The 18964-nt window shown below is 43.0% G+C and carries 13 protein-coding genes; 7 read left to right on the top strand and 6 right to left on the bottom strand.

Annotated elements, in window-relative coordinates; all coding sequences use genetic code 11:
* Window positions 1–100: 100 nt before the first annotated feature.
* Complete coding sequence (locus MAS10914_RS0117460) at window positions 101–2731, top strand: trans-splicing intein-formed DNA polymerase III subunit alpha N-terminal partner DnaE-N (RefSeq protein WP_017317238.1); 2631 nt, start codon at window positions 101–103, stop codon at window positions 2729–2731.
* Between the two features lie 73 nt (window positions 2732–2804).
* Here the strand turns inward: MAS10914_RS0117460 and MAS10914_RS0117455 are convergent, their stop codons facing one another.
* Window positions 2805–4022: a Na/Pi cotransporter family protein gene (locus MAS10914_RS0117455; RefSeq protein ID WP_232224183.1), complete on the bottom strand. Its 1218-nt coding sequence runs from the start codon at window positions 4020–4022 to the stop codon at window positions 2805–2807.
* A gap of 561 nt (window positions 4023–4583) precedes the next feature.
* On the opposite strand from MAS10914_RS0117455, the gene MAS10914_RS0117450 reads away from it, so the two are divergent.
* Both MAS10914_RS0117450 and MAS10914_RS0117445 read left to right on the top strand, forming a co-directional pair.
* A complete protein-coding gene (locus MAS10914_RS0117450) occupies window positions 4584–5372 on the top strand; it encodes a dienelactone hydrolase family protein (RefSeq protein ID WP_017317236.1) in 789 nt (262 codons plus the stop codon).
* Between the two features lie 255 nt (window positions 5373–5627).
* Complete coding sequence (locus MAS10914_RS0117445; protein ID WP_017317235.1) at window positions 5628–7946, top strand: hypothetical protein; 2319 nt, start codon at window positions 5628–5630, stop codon at window positions 7944–7946.
* 26 nt (window positions 7947–7972) lie between these two features.
* Here the strand turns inward: MAS10914_RS0117445 and MAS10914_RS0117440 are convergent, their stop codons facing one another.
* Entirely contained in the window at window positions 7973–8887 is a 915-nt protein-coding gene (locus MAS10914_RS0117440) for a DUF1338 domain-containing protein (protein ID WP_017317234.1), read from the bottom strand.
* A 338-nt stretch (window positions 8888–9225) separates the two neighbouring features.
* Window positions 9226–10533: an acetyl ornithine aminotransferase family protein gene (locus MAS10914_RS0117435; RefSeq protein ID WP_017317233.1), complete on the bottom strand. Its 1308-nt coding sequence runs from the start codon at window positions 10531–10533 to the stop codon at window positions 9226–9228.
* A gap of 437 nt (window positions 10534–10970) precedes the next feature.
* Here MAS10914_RS0117435 and MAS10914_RS0117430 point away from each other — a divergent pair, with 437 nt between their 5' ends.
* Both MAS10914_RS0117430 and MAS10914_RS0117425 read left to right on the top strand, forming a co-directional pair.
* Window positions 10971–11270 (top strand): RNA recognition motif domain-containing protein, encoded by a 300-nt coding sequence (locus MAS10914_RS0117430; protein ID WP_017317232.1) that lies wholly within the window; start codon window positions 10971–10973, stop codon window positions 11268–11270.
* A gap of 307 nt (window positions 11271–11577) precedes the next feature.
* The gene (locus MAS10914_RS0117425) at window positions 11578–11913 is read left to right on the top strand and encodes a hypothetical protein (protein WP_026082620.1); all 336 of its coding nucleotides are present in this window, start codon (window positions 11578–11580) and stop codon (window positions 11911–11913) included.
* Window positions 11914–12263: 350 nt separating this feature from the next.
* On the opposite strand, the gene MAS10914_RS0117420 is transcribed toward MAS10914_RS0117425, so the two are convergent.
* Window positions 12264–13760, bottom strand: a complete 1497-nt coding sequence (locus MAS10914_RS0117420) for an aldehyde dehydrogenase family protein (protein ID WP_017317230.1) — start codon at window positions 13758–13760, stop codon at window positions 12264–12266.
* A gap of 222 nt (window positions 13761–13982) precedes the next feature.
* The gene (locus MAS10914_RS0117415) at window positions 13983–15809 is read right to left on the bottom strand and encodes a cyclase family protein (protein WP_232224182.1); all 1827 of its coding nucleotides are present in this window, start codon (window positions 15807–15809) and stop codon (window positions 13983–13985) included.
* 301 nt (window positions 15810–16110) lie between these two features.
* Here MAS10914_RS0117415 and MAS10914_RS34330 point away from each other — a divergent pair, with 301 nt between their 5' ends.
* Window positions 16111–16284, top strand: coding sequence for a hypothetical protein (locus MAS10914_RS34330; protein WP_156818180.1), 174 nt, complete (start codon window positions 16111–16113; stop codon window positions 16282–16284).
* Window positions 16285–16350: 66 nt separating this feature from the next.
* Here the strand turns inward: MAS10914_RS34330 and MAS10914_RS0117410 are convergent, their stop codons facing one another.
* On the bottom strand, window positions 16351–17460 hold the full coding sequence (locus MAS10914_RS0117410) for a retropepsin-like aspartic protease family protein (RefSeq protein WP_017317228.1): 1110 nt from the start codon (window positions 17458–17460) through the stop codon (window positions 16351–16353).
* A 308-nt stretch (window positions 17461–17768) separates the two neighbouring features.
* On the opposite strand from MAS10914_RS0117410, the gene carA reads away from it, so the two are divergent.
* Window positions 17769–18935: a glutamine-hydrolyzing carbamoyl-phosphate synthase small subunit gene (carA, locus tag MAS10914_RS0117405; protein WP_017317227.1), complete on the top strand. Its 1167-nt coding sequence runs from the start codon at window positions 17769–17771 to the stop codon at window positions 18933–18935.
* Window positions 18936–18964: the final 29 nt, after the last annotated feature.

Below are 18964 nucleotides of genomic sequence, written 5' to 3'. Positions count from 1 at the left end.
TGGACATTAAAGATTCCGGATAAGGCGATTATCACGCTCAAGTACAAACTGCGCTACTCTGGTAAACGCCTCTGTTTTTGACTGCTAGTTGGAAACGCATATGTCCTTTGTCCCTTTACACATTCATAGTGACTACAGTCTACTTGATGGAGCCAGTCAGTTGCCAGAGTTGGTGGATCGTGCCATCGAACTGGGCATCAAAGCAATAGCTCTCACAGATCATGGTGTGATGTACGGTGCGATTGAGCTCATCAAAATCTGTCGCAATAAAAATATCAAGCCAATTATCGGCAATGAAATGTATATCATCAACGGCGATATCACAAAACAAGAACGCCGTCCCCGCTATCATCAAGTTGTTTTAGCTAAAAATACAAAAGGATACAAAAATTTAGTCAAACTCACCACAATTTCTAACCTACAAGGTGTACAGGGTAAAGGAATTTTTTCCCGTCCTTGTATCAATAAAGAATTCTTAAAACAATACCATGAAGGCTTGATAGTGACGAGTGCTTGTTTGGGTGGGGAAGTCCCCCAAGCAATTCTCAGCGGTAAATTAGAGGCTGCACGTAAAGTTGCCCGGTGGTATAAAGAAGTTTTTGGTGATGATTATTATTTAGAAATTCAAGACCACGGCTCCCAAGAAGACCGGATTGTGAATGTAGAAATTGTGAAAATTGCACGGGAGCTAGATATTAAAATTGTAGCTACTAACGATTCCCATTTTATTTCTTGTTACGACGTAGAAGCACATGATGCTTTGCTGTGCATTCAGACTGGCAAATTAATTTCTGAAGATAAGCGAATGCGTTACAGCGGCACAGAATATCTCAAATCTGCTGAAGAGATGAAGGGGCTATTTCGTGACCATTTGCCAGAGGATGTCATTGAAGAAGCAGTGACAACTACAGTTGAAGTTGCAGAGAAAGTCGAGTCATACCAAATTCTGGATACGCCTCGCCTTCCCAATTATCCCATCCCATCGGGTCACACTGCTGACACTTACGTTGAAGAAGTTGCTTGGCAAGGACTCTTACAAAAATTACATCGCAAATCTATAAATGAAGTTGACACAGTCTATAAAGAAAGGCTGGAATATGAACTTACAATGATTCAGAAGATGGGGTTTTCCACATACTTTTTAGTGGTGTGGGACTACATCAAATTTGCGAGAGATAATAATATTCCTGTTGGTCCTGGTCGTGGTTCAGCAGCGGGATCATTGGTTGCTTATACCATGGGAATTACTAACATTGACCCCGTGCATCATGGACTGCTCTTTGAAAGATTTCTTAACCCAGATCGGAAATCCATGCCTGATATTGATACGGATTTCTGTATCGAAAAACGGGATGAAGTCATTGATTATGTGACAGAAAAATACGGGAAAGAAAGAGTAGCCCAAATCATTACCTTTAACCGCCTAACATCTAAAGCAGTTTTAAAAGATGTTGCCAGAGTGTTAAATATTCCCTATGGGGAATCAGACAAAATGGCAAAGCTTATTCCCGTTTCGCGGGGAAAACCCACCAAACTCAAGGTGATGATTTCTGATGAAACACCAGCACCAGAGTTTAAAGAGAAATATGATAATGACCCAAGAGTCCGTCATTGGGTTGACATGGCAATCCGCATTGAGGGAACGAACAAAACCTTTGGTGTACATGCCGCCGGTGTGGTAATTTCTTCTGAACCATTAGATGAAATTGTACCGCTCCAAAAAAATAATGACGGTTCTGTGATTACCCAGTATTTTATGGAAGACTTGGAATTACTGGGGTTGTTGAAAATGGATTTTCTGGGTCTCAAGAACCTGACAATGATTCAGAAAACCATTGATTTGATTGAGAAGAATAAAGGATTTAGAATTGACCCATACGAAATAACTAGTCAAGAAAGAAAAGCTCAGAGGATATTAGCTAAAGGCGAATTTCCAACTTTACCAAAAGATGTTAAGAAGACTTACGAACTTTTAGAAGCGGGTGAATTAGAAGGGATATTTCAATTAGAATCTTCTGGAATGCGGCAAATAGTCCGCGATTTAAAACCTTCCAACATAGAAGATATTTCATCAATTTTGGCACTGTATCGACCAGGACCACTGGATGCAGGACTCATTCCTAAGTTTATTAACCGTAAGCATGGTCGAGAGAAGATTGACTATGAAACCCAAGTTCTAGAACCTATATTGAATGAAACATATGGAATTATGGTCTATCAAGAGCAAATTATGAAAATTGCTCAAGATATGGCTGGATATTCTCTAGGACAAGCGGATTTGCTGCGCCGTGCAATGGGGAAAAAGAAAGTCGATGAGATGAAAAAGCAGCGGGAAAAATTTGTAGATGGCGCGGCAAAAAATGGAGTAAAAAAACAAATTGCTGAAGAATTATTCGAGCAAATGTTAAAGTTTGCCGAATATTGCTTAAGCTATGACACGGAAGTGTTAACCGTAGAATATGGCTTTTTGCCGATTGGGGAAATTGTGGAAAAGAGTATTGAATGCTCTGTGTACACAGTTGATAGTAACGGGAATGTATACACACAACCAATTGCCCAATGGCATAATCGAGGTCAGCAAGAAGTCTTTGAATATTGCTTAGAAGATGGTTCAATTATTCGGGCAACAAAAGACCATAAATTTATGACGATTCATGGGCAAATGTTGCCAATTGATGAGATATTTGAAAGGGGATTGGAGTTAATGAAAATTCAGGGTTTGCCGGAATAGAATTTTCTGATAAAGCCTTACAGCCATAATATTTTGCACCCCAAGGCTTATGGACTCGCCTGCCAGACTATCCCTAACCCACAGAATTGGCTTCAGCTTGACTTTCACGGTTTTTTCCATCAGGAATCAGCCGTTCCAGCAAACGGGCGATCGATGGAATAAACCAGATGACCGTCAGCACACCCAGCAGATTAAATAATAACTGTGCATTAGCAATTTCACGGGCAACATTATCTCCCGCCCCCGCCAAGCTAGAAACCCACTGGGCAAGTCCTGCTAATTGAGCAGCAAATAAAATCCCCACACCGGCGCAAACAACATTGAAAATCAAATGAAAAATGCCCGTCCGCACGGCTGGGCGTTCGCGTCCTATCGTAGACACGAGTGTATCAGCGCAGGTACCAACTTCAGCACCCAGTACCAAAGCAACCCCTGCGGGTAATGAAACCAATCCTTGACTAGCTAGAGTGACGACAATGGCAACGGTAGCGGAGGAAGATTGGATCAAGATTGTAAACAGCGCCCCGACTAAAGCACCCAACAGCGTGTTTTCCCCCAAGCTTTCCATCCAATTAATAAATGGCTCATAGTCTTTGAACGGTTCCATTGCGTCTTCAATTGTGTCAAGGCCAAAAAACAGCAAGCCTAGCCCCAGCGTAATTAAACCGATGTTTTTCCAGCGGTCTGTCTTACCTAAAAAAGTTAACAACAAGCCAATAAACATTGCGATCGGCGCATACTCGTTAATCTTAAAAGCAACGACTTGAGCGCCGATAGTTGTGCCAATATTGGAACCTAGAACCACGCCGAGAGATTCCACAAAACTTAGCAATCCAGCACTCACCATCGCAATCACGATGATGATTGTCACACTCGACGAATCTAGTACTGTTGTCGCTACCGTACCAGTCAGTACTCCGGCAAAGCGATTCGTAGTGAACTTACTAATGATTTCTTTGGCGCGATCGCCTGCCAACGCTTCCATACCCTCTGCCATCCGGGTGACGCCATACAAAAACAGTACCAGACCCGCCAGCGCACCCGTAGTTATTTTAAAAATATCCAGCTTGCCTTCTTTTTCCCCTTCATTCCCAGCGCTTCCTGCTTCGCCACTCTTGCCCTTTTCTTCCCCTCCAGACGTTGCAGGTTTTTGAGCCTCATTATTGTTTTGCTGTTGAGCTTCTTGAGCATTGACAGTGATTTCTAAAGATGATGTGTTAAAAAAATGCCAATCATTTTCTACTAGAGAAGGACCAATAACCAAAGCTAAAACCACAATACTCAAGCTCAAAAATTTGAGTATTTTTATTTTGAAATTGTTTGAAAATAACACGATACTCCTCCTTGCAAAATTCTTAGAATTATGTTAATTATAATTTTCTGCTTATGATAGGCTAATAACGAGCAATACCAAACATAAATATGCTGGCTTCTACACAAAATTATTTAGAAAAATATTTTAAAATCCTAATTTTGTCATGTGCAGTCTTTTGCGTTACATAAAACTGACGAAAGCTTTTTTCTAAATAGTAGACACTAAAATTTTTGTATTTTTCAAGCCTTATTTACTTACACCCAAAGAGGGAGATTTATAGCTTCATTAGATAATTGACTAAAATTTAAAATCTGCTTAAACAATAGTTAATTTTTTATTAAACTTAAAATAATTTGTTTTTTGCAAGGTTTCTGGTGGAAATCATATCAATTCACCCTTGTGACGCGACAAAAACATTCTCATTTTTGTAAAAATATGTTAGACTCGCAACTTACTTGCTTTTCCAAGAGATTATCTCTTGGAAACAACGTTTCACTTGCTCTAAACTTCCTTTTGAAGGGGAAATTATTTGCATTTATGAAATCACTTTTTTCTGTTCTGATCACTCCTGTAGTTGTATTGTTAACATCAACACACGCGCTAGCAGCTATTCAAACTAAAGTCGTTGAATATAAACAAGGGAATACAGTTTTAGAAGGCTATCTGGCGTATGACGACGCTATACAGGGTAAACGTCCAGGTGTTTTAGTAGTTCACGAATGGAACGGGTTACAGGATTATGCCAAAAAACGTACTGAGCAATTAGCCAAACTAGGGTATGTCGCCTTTGCGGCTGATATCTATGGCAAAGGAATTAGACCGAAAAATCCAAAAGAGTCAGGAGCACAAGCGACAATTTATCGCAAAGATAGACAGTTGATGAGAGCGCGTGCTAATGCTGGACTGGAAGTCTTACGGAAAAATCAGCTCACTGATGCCAAACGCATTGCTGCTATTGGTTACTGCTTTGGTGGCGGTACAGTATTGGAATTAGCCCGCAGTGGTGCCAATATTGCGGGTGTCGTCAGTTTTCACGGAAATCTCGATACCCCAAACCCTAACGATGCCAAAAATATCAAAGCAAACGTCTTAGTGTTGCATGGTGCTAATGATCCCTTGGTTCCTCAGCAACAAGTCAAAGGTTTTCAAAAAGAAATGCAACAGGCAAATGTGGACTGGCAATTAATCTCTTACCCTGGTGCAGTTCATGCCTTCACAAATCCAGAAACAGGCAATGATCCTTCTAAGGGAGTAGCTTACAATGAAGCTGCAGATAAGCAATCCTGGGAAGCAATGAAGCGATTTTTTGCCAAAATTTTTAAATAAGAGTTAAATGGTGTTTACACTGATGGTTTGGTGTGAGTAGGGGAACTTGTCGGCAAACAATGGTTTTTCTTTCTATATCTTCTCATGTAGCGATCGCTAAAGAATTTCGTGGAGTGCGGCTATTGTGATCAATAAAAAGGGAATAACCGCCTTGCAGTAAAACAATCAAGCGTAAATCTAAACATCAGCCGAAAAGCTTACGACATTGACCTGACTCCTACTGAATCGAGTACTTTATTTTGCTGGGAGTGAATTATGAGTATGTTCTCAAATGTTAAAGCCAAGCTCATAACACAACAAATATTCATTTTTTTGTGTATCTCTTGCTCTTTTACCTTTCTCTTTATTAAAAATTTTTCCGAACCACTAGCTGGAGGTAATGATATAGATATTTGGGAATATATGGGCTTTTATTTAAAAGAAAATCTTACTTTTTCACCATTCCCAACGCTGAACCTTGAGAATAACCAAATTTTTTATCCCTATGGAACAAGCAGTGTTTTTCAACCTTGGGCATTTGAAAGAGATATTTTCTACGCTATTCTATCCTCAGTTTTTGGCAGTGGCCCTTGGTTAAAAATTTATTACCTATTAACTATATTAATAACAGCCCTGGGAACTTTTACGCTGCTTTTTCGGGATTATGGTTATGCTCGTGCTGTTGGAGCCGGATACCTGGTTTCCTATGGTAATTTCTATGCAATCATGGAATATCCAGTTCATATTAGCAAAGCTGTGCTTCACTGGACGACGCTTAGTTATATAGCTGATTTCCTCATAGTTAAGAGAGTCGTTTTGGGTCAATCCCTGTCTTTAAGACTCATTTTAGTGAGGGTTGCCTTGCTGTTTCTGTCGCTAGGGCAAGATATTGGATACATAGCTGGCTTTTCCCTAACTTCTTTTACGGTTTCTACGATTTTCATCGCTTTACTCTTCTGCTACAGATATTTTAAAGGCAAATTTAATTTAAACCAAATATTACAGATTCTAAAAAATTATAGAAATAAATTTTATGCTGATTTCCGTTTTTCCTTTTTTCTATTATCTTTAAGTATTATTTTAGGCTACATTTATATACCTTTAATTTTACAAATTCTCAGAGAAACTAAGAAATTTGATTTTACAGAAACTGTGAGTGCAGGTTTATGGGTTCACCCCTTGAGATTATTTATTCCATTCTTCCCTAAGGTTAACCCAGGACTACCGGCGTTTCAAAAATTATTTGGTGATATACCAGAAAATATAGGTGCTGGTAGTCCTGGTTTGTTTTTAGTTATCCTTGGTGGTGTGGGTTTATGGAAAGCACGTAAGCACATTACGATCTATATACCACTCCTTATAATATTCATACTATTTGTCTTTTACAATCCAATTCATTTGCCAACAATTAATATATTTCCCTGGCATGCTTTTAATCGGAAACCTGTGACTTCTATGTATGCAGTTATACTTTGTCTTTTTGCTTTAGAAATTAATTTCAATGAGTTCCGATGGCATACTAGAAAATTACTTTTAATACTCTTAGTTTGTTTAGCTTGCATTGAACTTTACACTGCTTACTCTATCAAGCTCCGCTACAATCCTTATTCAGCCGACTATAATTTCTCGTTTGATAAAAATTTCTTTTCTTATATGAACTATGTTAAACAACAGCCAGGAGAAGCAGTGTTAGATTGGCCTTTCTGTGCAGTAGGAGGTAACGGAGTTGGGTCAGAAAAACTTTGTCCATACTACCACTTAAATTCTGGTATTTTCTCTCTTAGAAGGTTTCATAAAAAGAAAGTGATGGGGCAGTACTTCGGTCGTTTGCACCCTTCACAAATAGAACCATATCTTCAAGCTGGCTGGGACAAGCTATTCTTTCCGGATAAACCAGATATTTTCAAAGCTACTCGTCAAACACGTTGTTTTCGACCAGAAGAGTGGTCTTTTTTTACAGATTTTTACAAGTACAATGACTTTGCGGGGATGAATCTTTATGTAAATTTGTTACCAGAAGATTGTGTGACAGATTTCTATAAACGTTTTGGTAAACCTGTAGCAGAAACATTAGTCCCAGCAGCAGGCAGAGTACAATTTTTCCCGAAGTCCTCAGATTTAAGAAATCAAGTTAACTTAGCCTTAGGTTCTAGCCTGAAGTTTGAGCCTCTGCTAAATTTATCGGAATCTAATTTAATAGACAGTAACTCGCCTAGTACTTTAACTACCAAAGGATTAAGTGCCATTGAGACAAATAATAAAGATGGTAAATGGCGCTGGGCTTTAGGAAAAGAAACTTTGTTAAGCTTCAAGCTATCGAAATCTCAACCATTACAGCTAAACTTCAGGTTTATCAATCCGATTGCTTCTCAAAGTGTAAATCTGGAGATTAACGGAGTCGTATTGGAGAGTATTTCTAATACTCAGGGGGGGGAGACTATTGAGCGGAGCCTCAAGTTTCAAGGTGTTTCAGGATTGAATCAGGTTATTTTTAGATATAAGGACTGGAACAAGCACCAAACTACATTTGCACCTAAAGATGATAGGCCTATGGCAATTCAATTTAAGAAATTAACAATTTCAGCACAAGAATAATCTTTTTCAAAAAGCTTTCTAATCTCCTAAATCATTTTTAATCGCGTCATTTCAAACAACTGCTGGGCGTTCCTTCCTAAAAAAGCATCAAACAGAACTTGCTGCCCTGGTTCCACTTCTACCATATAACGCTGGGCAATTTCATAGTAGGCATAAGTCCAGGGGACTTGAATTTCAACATCTGCGGTATCTTCAAAGACTGTGACAATTTCGGTAACTGCTTGAGTTGCTGTTTGCCGCAAACCACACGCAATATCCCCCTCAATCTCAGCTTTCATTGGCACACCTAAGTTAGCTAAACCACGAGCCGTCGTTTCAATATCTGGGTATTCTGAGGTATTCTGGCGGTTAACGTAGCCTGTAAAGTGGTTGACTGCATAACCGTGCAGCAGCACCCAAGCACCATATTGAGTGACCTTGTTCACTTCTTCCAAAATAGAACGCCGGGGAGGTTGCCAAGGGCAGATAAAGATTCTATGAAGTTCCTTGACAAGACGTTTAATATCAGCATTAAATGTATCGAAAATTGCTGAAAAATTAAGTAAATTTACGCCAGAGACGGTTTGATGGATGAGTTGGACAGTCTTTTCTGGCAATTCATCCACAATCAGCTCGCTGATAAACAACTTAGGCAAATCAAATTCTTCTTGCTGAGGATGGCAATAATGACGGGCGTAAAGATGGGTTTCTGGAAAAGAATACTCCCCAGCCGCCTGGTAACCCAAAGCCTCTGCAAGTTGTCCCAAGTAGCCAATACCCAAGTTAACCTTACCCTGTGGGCTGTCCACTACCATACGTAAAGACCGAAAAGCGATATGGTCATTAGTAACAGTCCCACCCGCGTGAGTTATCATTTGCGCGTATGTGCGGGCATAACTGACCCTAGTGCTGTAGTCGTGCCAAAGCAATTCCCAAAGATGACGGGCAATTTCGGGGTTCATGGTATTTCTGGCGATGCATACTTAGATTTATGATAACTTCACGCCAAGATGTACAGTTCCAAAAACTTCCTGAGTACCTTTGCGTCTCTACGCTGGATTCGTTTATATGAGTGTCTACAATACGGTAATGAAACCACAGATGCACACAGATTAACACAGATAAATTAACGGACACTTGCACGCCAGTCGCCTGGGTCGGGCTAACCCTCCTGCAGCACTGGTCTCACCGCCTGCAGCGCTCGACTCACCGCACGGCAGTGTCCTCATCTGTGTGCATCTGTGTTAATCTGTGGTTCTAAATATTCCTTAATCATACTTTTGAAGTTTATTGTAAGTGTCTAACACGAAACTTCAGCTAAAACTTCAAAAAGAATCTGTAGGGCAATTTCAATTTGGTCGCTATCAATAACCAGAGGCGGACAGAAGCGAATTGCTGCTTTTCCGCAACCAAGTAACAACAAACCGCGTAAGAAAGCTTTTTGAAGAATGCGATCGCGCAACTTGGGATCAAACTTACCCTCGTTGTCTAACAAATCCACCGCTACCATCAAGCCCTTTCCTCTCGGCGGTGAAACTTGCGGAAATTGCTCCGACAGATGACCTAAACCTACTTGCAGTAATTCTCCCATCTGGGTGGCGTTTGCCATCAAACCGCTTTCCAACAGTCGCAAAGTCGCAATAGCCGCAGCACAAGCAACTGGATTACCACCAAAGGTGGTAGCATGAGAACCAGGTTGCCAAGTCATAATTTCCGGACGAGAAAGAATAGCTCCCAACGGTAGACCACTGGCAATACCTTTGGCTGTGGTTATGATATCAGGCATGACACCCCAATGTTCAATGGCAAATAGACGACCCGTGCGCCCCATCCCAGATTGCACTTCATCAACAACCATGAGGATGCCATGGCGATCGCATATTTCCCGCAGCCGCTGCAAAAACCCATCCTCTGGCACAATATAACCACCTTCTCCTTGTATCGCTTCGACAACGATCGCTGCGACCTCTTTAGGCGGTAGCATTGTGGGAAATAATTGTTTTTCCAGGTAATCTAGGCTAGCGTGAGTCCCGTAGGGAATGTGGGTGACACCTGGAAGCAGAGGACCAAAGTTTGCTCGCTGTACTGTTTTGGAACCAGTGAGGGACATCGCTCCATAAGTGCGTCCGTGGAATGCTCCCAAAAAGGCAACTATCAGGGAACGCCCGGTGTAGTATCTTGCTAGTTTGATCGCTCCTTCGTTAGATTCTGCTCCAGAATTGCTAAAAAACACCCTTGCACCATTGGGAAAAGGGGCGCGGATAGCTAATTTCTCCGCCAGTTCCACCATTGGTTCATAGTAAAAATCAGTTCCCGACATATGCAGTAGCATTGCAGCTTGCTCTTGAATCGCTTGCACAACTTCCGGGTGCGCGTGTCCAGTTGCGGTAACGGCAATTCCTGCAGTCATATCTAAAAAGACATTACCGTCCACATCTTCCACCATACACTCCTCACCGCGAGCGACAACCAACGGGTAATCACGGGTGTAAGATGGTGAAGTCACAGCGCGATCCCGTTCTACAATAGCTTTGGCACGAGGACCGGGTAAGGATGTAACTATGTGAGGCGATCGCGGTAAACTTATATCAATAGGGATACTTAACATAGTTGTATTAGATTTTTTAAGATTATTTCTGATTAAACGGTGAGAGGCGATCGCTTGCAGTAGCTTTTGATTCTATTTCGGTTGATTCTATAGCGGTTCTCAGTCTTTATAAAATACAGTATGGCAAGATGGAAGCTGATTTGCTTAATGGTATGCCATAAAGCCGATGTTAGATTTTCATCAAAACGGCATCAGGGAAGAAACACTTCACTGCATCCTCCCTAAAAAACACTGACCTTTCAATTGCTCGGATGACTTTATGTAACAATTTGACCAACTTTCCCCCTGATAGTTACCTGATATGTCATCCTAGTAATGTGAGAATTTATTCGGTAACTGTGTTTGTTTTTTTTATTGATTGGCTTTTTCCTTTTGGTATTGAAAGACTTCTCTCCGAAATCTAAATCTCTCCACACTTATGATTTTGGAGACAATTTATGTCACTTTATGTAGGTAACCTCTCTTATGAAGTTACAAAAGAAGATCTGAATTCTGTGTTTGCAGAATATGGTTCTGTCAAGCAGGTTCAGGTTCCAACTGACCGTGAAACAGGTAAACCGCGCGGTTTTGCTTTTGTGGAAATGGGTACAGAAGCTGAAGAATCAGCAGCCATTGAAGGTCTTGATGGTGCTGAATGGATGGGTCGTGATCTCAAAGTCAATAAGGCTAAGCCCAAGGAAAACAGAAGTTCGTTTGGTGGTAACCAAAGCAACAACAGCTTCCGTAACCGCTACTAACCGTAATAGATTTACCTGCATCAAAGAGGCAAAAAGTAGTCGGAGCATTCTGTTGCTTTTTGTTCGTAACCCTCGATAGCAAAGTCGAGGGCTTTCTTAGAGTATGAATCGTCCTTTTCCAAAACATCTCCTCAAGGAATAGCTGGGATGTTTTGGTTGTATAGGTCGATGAAAAATCTTTTGATCAGTTTGATAAATGTACTGGTGCCTAGAAGGCGGTATCGGTGGTTCTTTGTGAAACGAACCGCCGATACGCCCGAAGGCAGAATCAATGAGAGCAAACCATATAAAAGGAGTAGGGCAACCCATGACAAAGCAGGAATCATCGGCAAATGAAGGGCAGTATATTCACCAGTCCGGCACAGAGGCGCTCGAAACGGCTCAAGCTAAGCAAGCCGGAGCCGAGTTCAAGTGGCATCTCGGTCGAGTTACTCGTTTGGGGAACTTCGAGATTGCTGGGGGCAGAGAAGTGACGATTATCTGGGAGGAGGGAGGCGTCAGTTCACAGCAAGGTGACATCACCGACGAGCAGTGGGAAATTTTTAAGCTAGCGTTTTTGACTACTGGGCGGCTCGCTGTGCTAAGCGATCAGGACGGGGAAGACTGGATGCGCGACTACCGCTGTCTGGAGGCAGTGCGCTAAGGATTCTACAGCAGACTTCCACCTAACTGTAGCGCCTCGAAAACATAATCACTCCGGCGCAGAATACACCAAAAGCTTTTCCGGGTTATCCTGGAAGGGCTTTTTTGTAGGGTGGGGATTGCCCACCATAAACTCAAATGCTATAGCAATCCTATTTGAGTTGTGAGAATTTTTTCGTGAATAAACCGCCAAGACGCCAAGAGGAGCCAGCGCTGCAGGAGGGTTTCCCGACCTAGGCGACTGGCGTCGCCAAGAAAAGATAAACAGACAATTTCACAAATGATTTAGGAGTGCTATAGAGGATGCTTATTACGAAATAGCCCTTTGTCCTGTACTCATGAAGAATTCCCCTAGCTACGGTTATCTATTTGAGCACGTTGCAAGCTTCCCGAAAAATCTACATACACAGTCTTCCATTCTGTAAACACATCCAAAACAGCAGTACCAGCTTCCCGATGTCCGTTTCCAGTTTGTTTGACACCCCCAAAAGGTAGATGAACCTCTGCGCCAATAGTCGGACCATTGATGTAAGTGATCCCAGCTTCGATGTCGCGCATGGCGGCGAAAGCACGGTTAATATCGCGGGTGTAGATTGAAGAAGAAAGACCGTAGGGTGTATCGTTAAGGATGGCGATCGCCTCTTCAAACGAGTTCACCTCGATAAGCGCCACCACAGGACCAAATATCTCTTCACGGGCGACTCGCATTTCGGGCGTGACTTCATCAAGAATCGTGGGTTGAAAGAAGTAACCGTATTTTAGTTCTCCCTCGGTTGCTATTTCTCCACCTATTAATACTTTTGCGCCTTCTTCATGGGCAATATCCAAATACTTGCTCACCCGTTGAAGTTGAGATGCATTTACTAAAGGTCCTATATCAATTTTGGGATCAGTCCCTGCGCCCAAGCGTAACTTGCTAGTACGCTCTTTAAGCATTATGGTAAACTTCTCTTTGATGTCACGATGCAAAAGCAGGCGACTCGTAGCAGTACATCTTTGACCGGCAGTACCAAATGCTCCCCAAACTGCCCCATCAAGAGCAAGTTCTAAGTCAGCATCTTCCATGACAATTTGAGCATTTTTGCCGCCCATCTCCAAACAGACGCGCTTGTGAGTGCGTCCGCAAGTTGCGCCAACAAAAGCACCCGTTTCCGAAGAACCGGTAAAAGATACCAAATCAACTTCAGGATGTTCAACTAAAGCTTTCCCTGCTTCTTCTCCCACTCCATGCACCAAGTTGATAACTCCGGGTGGCAAACCTGCTTCGGCAAAAATCTCAATAAGTTTTGTTGCACAAGCGGGGGTATCTTCAGCAGGTTTAAGGATGACAGTATTACCACACACCAAAGCTGGCATAGCTTTCCAGCAGGGGATAGCCACAGGGAAATTCCACGGAGTGATGAGGGCGCAGACTCCGATAGGCATCCTTACTGTCATTGCAAATTTGTTGGGCATTTCCGAGGGAATGGTTTGCCCAAATAGCCGTCGCCCTTCACCAGCACTGTAATAGGCGCAGTCAATCCCTTCTTGGACATCTCCCCGTGCTTCTGTTAGGGGTTTACCCATTTCCCGACTCATGAGTTGGGCAAGTTCTTCTTTGTGCTTGAGTAAAAGTTCTCCCACTCTCTGAATATATTCTGCTCTCGCGGGGGCGGGAACGAGTCGCCAGGTACGATATGCCTTGCGGGCGGCGGCTACTGCTGTATCAACATCAACTGCTGTAGAACGGGGGAATGTAGCAACAACTTCGCTGCTATCAGCGGGGTTGCGACTTTCTAGGGTAGCTTCTGATGCCGTATTCAACCATTGACCAGCGATGTAATTGCGGCAATTCAGGGGAGTGGTCATTGTCTACACCTTGGGATCAACGATGCAGTAGAACATTTGTTTCAAGTTTGACTTGATGTATCGATTGTAGTCAAAATGTGGTTTTACATTAATAGCGACACTAGATTGGTCTATTTGGTTTTTCAGCAGGCGCACTTACTGACACTTGCAGAAAGCCAACTGAGCGTGAATACTGCTGTTTTAGCTGGAGTTGGCAAAGACCTAGAAGCTACTGTTGGAAAATTAGGGTACAAACCCCATCACCCCAGCCGGAGAACCTGAACCCCCACGCAACCGCAGCACACCAATTGCCAGAGTAGCTCCTGTTGGCGGTAACTGATCCAAATTCGTCAAATTCTCCAACACAATACCCTGTCTTTCCAACACCAAGCGATTCGTCACAAAAGTAGTATCTTGCCCTGAATCTACCCCATGAGTATCAATTCCTAGCCCAGCAATTTGACGTTCCTCCAGTAAGAACCGTGTTGCATCGCTACCAAACCCAGGAAAATGCATACCTCCTTGAGTATCCTGGTTAAAAAAGGCATTGTTATCCAACCATTTCTCTTGCCAACACGTATAAAGTAACACTACGCAACTAGGCGGAATCTCACCATATCGTTCCTCCCAAGCCAGGATATCTTCAACACAAAGGGCATAATCTGGATTCACTACAACCTGTTCCCGAATATCAATGACTACAGCAGGTACAACCAACGACCCCGCAGAATATTCCTCAATTCCCACACCATCAAGGTGAAAGCTGTTGGGAGCATTGATATGAGTCGCGCTGTGTTCCCCCATAGAAAAACGCCGCAGATAATAACCATCCTTATATAATTCTGCCACAGTCTCAAATTCCACAGGCGGATCACCTTGCCATTGAGGAATATCAGTGTCAATCACATAACTTAGGTGTATCACCCGCGAGTAACTAATTTTTCTCTCCTCTTCTCTTTCCTCTGTGCGCCTGTGCGGTTCATTATAAAAATCTGCTCGCGTCAATCTCAAGAGCGTTGCTTCCATAACAGCACGAGTTTGACCAGTCACAGTAAATACGAGCGCCTCGCGGTACACCCGTTGTGCATTATGATGGCTATAAATAGCAGCACCACTAGAAACAGTCACCGCTGCATGAGCTATTCGCCCTGCTAGATCAATCGCCCAAGCTCGCAATTGTAGGCGTTCAGACAATTTCAATCCAGGATTATTTTGCGCTTCCCGAACAGCGTTGCGACAATTATTCAATTCCTGTTGCAGAGAATCAAAAGCTTTTTGGATAAAAGGTAGAGATTTTCTGCTGGCGACAGACTCCAAAATATCTAAACCAGCAAGGGCGCATCCCGTAGCAAGAAATGTAGCACGGAGAACATTTTTTTGATCGTTTTCGTGAATCCAACCAGCGGGTTTCATAAAAACGATACGTTCTGCGGATAAAAACCAGTTGTTCAGAGTAGCAGTTACGGTGTTGCTTGATGTCATAGCCGCTAGTTGTGCAGGAGTTGAAAGTGTAACAGCACCTCCTGAGTCTTGATGTGTTTCAAGTAAGGGTACAATACCGAAAACAGCACGACCATCAGGTAATGTGGCGGCGACAATAAACTCGCTGAAAAATTCCCATCCCGTCACCCACGGAACAACCCCATTGAGTTGATATCCTCCAGGTACTGGTATAGCTACAGTCAGCGGATCTCCTTCTCGCCGAAGCTGGGAAAAGCCAACACCCAATAAAACTTCACCGTTGCCCATGCGGGGGAGGTATTCTTCCTGTAGCGAGGAGTTGCTACTAGCAACGAGCATACCAGCAGCGCTTTGGTGTTGAGTTTGCACAAAGGCTAAAGCACCAGAATACCGTGCTACCAGTTCTTGAAAGTTGCCATATGTCTGTTCGCTGAATTCTTTTCCACCCCAGCGGTGCGGAACCTTTAGTGCTAGCAAACCCAATTTGCCAAGACCTCGAAGTGCATGGAATAGGGAATTTGGGTTGCAGTCTATCTCGTTAGCTGATGGTGCAACTTCTTCGAGCAAGTAGGACTTAGCTGTATTTAGGAGAGAGTGATGATCCTTCAAAGTGTCTTCTGAAATCGCTTCGACACGGTTGCAAAGGTTTGCTAGCTACCTATAGCATAGAGAACCCCTCCAACCTTTATGAGTATCAGGTTTTGGAGGGTTCAAATGTTGCAGCAAAAAGTGAATTAATAATAAGTAAACAACTTAAATGTTAAGTTGAGGTTAAAAAAAGGTTAAATGAACTTAAAAATCTTCTCCAACAAGCACACTTCCTCAAATATTTTACTTTATAAAAAGTAAAAAAACGAGAAATAGACAAGGTGCAAATACTTAACAATTGCAGTTTTTAGGGGTGTTAAGTATGAAGAAAACAGAGATATCCTCACCCCCTGCATCCTTGCCGATAACACTTAAATCCGCACGCCCTAGCCCCTACACCCTAGCCTTCTATGAAAATGCAGTACTATACCGACGGCAAACACAGCTACTTATCTTGGTGCTCAATAACACTGCTACTGTCTCTGCTATTTTCTGAGGAAAAGTTGGTAGCTAATTAATCTGTCTATCTTAGTGAGCTTACTGAGAACTTTGGTGAGAGCCACTAAGGATACAAGACAGATGGGCGCTCCTTGGGAGCAGTTGGAGCAGTGAATTCAGCCTCTTGTGTGGAATTGACTTGTGAGTGCGATTGCGGACGAAATTCTACGAGATCGCGTTTAATGGTGATATCATAGTCACCAAAAAAGTCATGCCCGAGAAGCCCAGTTTCTAATTCTGCACCAGCGATCGCCACTGCTACACGATTCACTTTAGCCCCACCAACTTCCATCGAATCCACATAGCCGATGGGAAACTCTATAGCTTTGGAACTGGCTGTGTTTGCCTTCGCTCTTCCGACTGGCACCACTCCCAGAGCATTTGCCATCTTCTGGGTAATGACTGTGCCACTAGCTCCCGTATCTAAAATCATCTCAAACGGCTGATTGCCATTGAAGGTGACTTCGATAATTGGCGTACCACCAATTCGCCGTTTGATGGGGGCTGTATACACCTGTTGTTCGTTTTGCCGTTTTGTTGGAAGTGCAAACGCCTCTTGCTGTTTAAGTGGCACTACTGGCGTTGACTTTGGCAACGGTGGTTGAAGTTTTTCCGCAGGTGCGATTGGTGGTTGGGTGACACTAGGTGGGGTAATACTTGGTATAACAGAAGCCTGGGGAACGGCAACAACGATCCTCTTTGGTTGAGCTTGTGGTGGCGGATTTATGGGGAGAGTGGCTTTTCGTATAGCATATTTGAGCTGGCGTTGGTAATCGATGATTTTTGCTTGGGCGCTTGTGAAATAAGGACTATCAACTGGCACTTTTTGCATCAGCGCGATCGCGTCTTGCAGCTGAATTGCCACTAAATCCCAATCCTCTACAGATTGAGCCGATTGGCTTATGCTAAGAGCGCCAACAGCTTTGTCTAGTCCCTGTTCAAAATAACTCACTTCAATCTCAGACAATTGCTGCCTTGGTGACTCTGGTTGTGGACTAGCGCTTAGAGGTAGCGTTGTGGCAGCAGGCGAGGCGACACTCTTATCAGTAGGCGCAGGTTGCTCATCGCCACCTGTCACGGCAACCTGTTGCTCTTTATTACAGGCAACAGTCAAAACCGCTAGTGTGGTTGACACAAGAATGAGCGCTGCTCGGGATAAAATAAGGTGAAGCATAATTAATATAAATATTACCCGCCCTAGGGCGTTGAAATCTACTACAGATCATTACCGTTTAAAGATTTTGTGTGTTCGAGCCTTAAGTAATAGTTAATTGAGTTATAACTGCCAAAAGCCTTGACTCATGGCATAATATTCGTTCGCACTATCGAGTTAATTGGAAAATGGAGAATAGGTGATGGGTTCATGTTCAATTCCTCTGTTATCTATAACCCTGTTCCCGATAACCTCCCTGTCTCTCTTATCCTATACCTTGTACCTTATACTTTCTTCTCATCCCAAATCCCTATCCTAGATCACAGCTTATGCCTCTTTCTGACACAATTCCTGCTATTTTTGTTTTGGCAGATGGAACCACATATCATGGCTGGTCTTTCGGTGCCACTGGAACCACGATTGGGGAAGTGGTTTTTAACACTGGTATGACCGGATATCAAGAAGTGCTGACCGACCCTAGTTACTGCGGTCAGATAGTCGTTTTTACTTACCCTGAATTGGGGAATACAGGAGTCAATCCAGAGGACGAGGAATCAAGTAGACCCCAGGTGCAGGGTGCGATTGCTCGGAACATTTGTACTCGCCCAAGTAACTGGCGCTCCACACAGTCTTTACCTGATTACCTTGAACAGCACCAGATACCCGGGATATACGGCATTGATACCCGTGCCTTAACCCGCAAAATTCGGATTTTTGGAGCCATGAACGGTGGCATTTCTACAGAAATTTTGGATGAGGCTGAGTTGCTGGAGCAAGTACAGGCAGCTCCTAATATGAAAGGATTGAATCTTGTCCGGGAGGTCACTACCCCAACTATATATGAATGGTCTGATCCCACCAACCCCGTATGGGAATTTAATCCTGCTTGCCAAGAAAATTCCGAGGAATTTTTCACTGTTGTTGCCATTGACTTTGGTGTAAAACGCAATATCTTACGTCGTTTGGCGAGTTACGGTTGTCGCGTCATTGTTGTTCCTGCTAATACCCCACCAGAAGAAATTCTCAAATACAATCCAGATGGCATCTTTCTTTCTAATGGTCCTGGTGATCCAGCAGCTGTCACCGAAGGCATTGAAACTACGAAAGCACTGCTGGGAAGTCAAAAACCCATGTTTGGTATTTGTATGGGACACCAGATTTTGGGTCATGCGCTCGGAGCTGAAACTGTCAAACTCAAATTTGGTCATCGCGGTTTGAATCAGCCAGCGGGTCTACAACAACGAGTAGAAATTACCAGCCAAAACCATAGTTTTGCCATTGACCCAGAGACTTTACCTAACACTGTTGTAGAAATTAGTCATCTCAACTTAAACGATCGCACCGTTGCTGGAGTACGTCACAAGTCACTGCCAGTATTTTCTGTACAGTATCATCCAGAGGCAAGTCCTGGTCCTCACGATGCTGATTATTTGTTTGAGCAGTTTGTTCAAGCAATGCAAGCAGATCGTCGAGCCGGATTAGCCAGAGTAGGATAAAAGTAGGATAAAAATGGAGAAAGCTGGAG

Origin of the sequence: Mastigocladopsis repens PCC 10914, from assembly GCF_000315565.1 — a bacterium.
Classification (GTDB): domain Bacteria; phylum Cyanobacteriota; class Cyanobacteriia; order Cyanobacteriales; family Nostocaceae; genus Mastigocladopsis; species Mastigocladopsis repens.
This window is presented reverse-complemented; position numbering and strand designations above follow the sequence as displayed.

Bases quoted from the DNA above. Each gene is read 5' to 3' on its own strand.
- MAS10914_RS0117460 (WP_017317238.1), top strand. From the start codon at position 101: ATGTCCTTTGTCCCTTTACACATTCATAGTGACTACAGTCTACTTGAT.
- MAS10914_RS0117450 (WP_017317236.1), top strand. From the start codon at position 4,584: ATGAAATCACTTTTTTCTGTTCTGATCACTCCTGTAGTTGTATTGTTA.
- MAS10914_RS0117445 (WP_017317235.1), top strand. From the start codon at position 5,628: ATGAGTATGTTCTCAAATGTTAAAGCCAAGCTCATAACACAACAAATA.
- MAS10914_RS0117440 (WP_017317234.1), bottom strand. From the start codon at position 8,887: ATGAACCCCGAAATTGCCCGTCATCTTTGGGAATTGCTTTGGCACGAC.
- MAS10914_RS0117435 (WP_017317233.1), bottom strand. From the start codon at position 10,533: ATGTTAAGTATCCCTATTGATATAAGTTTACCGCGATCGCCTCACATA.
- MAS10914_RS0117430 (WP_017317232.1), top strand. From the start codon at position 10,971: ATGTCACTTTATGTAGGTAACCTCTCTTATGAAGTTACAAAAGAAGAT.
- MAS10914_RS0117425 (WP_026082620.1), top strand. From the start codon at position 11,578: ATGACAAAGCAGGAATCATCGGCAAATGAAGGGCAGTATATTCACCAG.
- MAS10914_RS0117420 (WP_017317230.1), bottom strand. From the start codon at position 13,760: ATGACCACTCCCCTGAATTGCCGCAATTACATCGCTGGTCAATGGTTG.
- MAS10914_RS34330 (WP_156818180.1), top strand. From the start codon at position 16,111: ATGAAGAAAACAGAGATATCCTCACCCCCTGCATCCTTGCCGATAACA.
- MAS10914_RS0117410 (WP_017317228.1), bottom strand. From the start codon at position 17,460: ATGCTTCACCTTATTTTATCCCGAGCAGCGCTCATTCTTGTGTCAACC.
- carA (WP_017317227.1), top strand. From the start codon at position 17,769: ATGCCTCTTTCTGACACAATTCCTGCTATTTTTGTTTTGGCAGATGGA.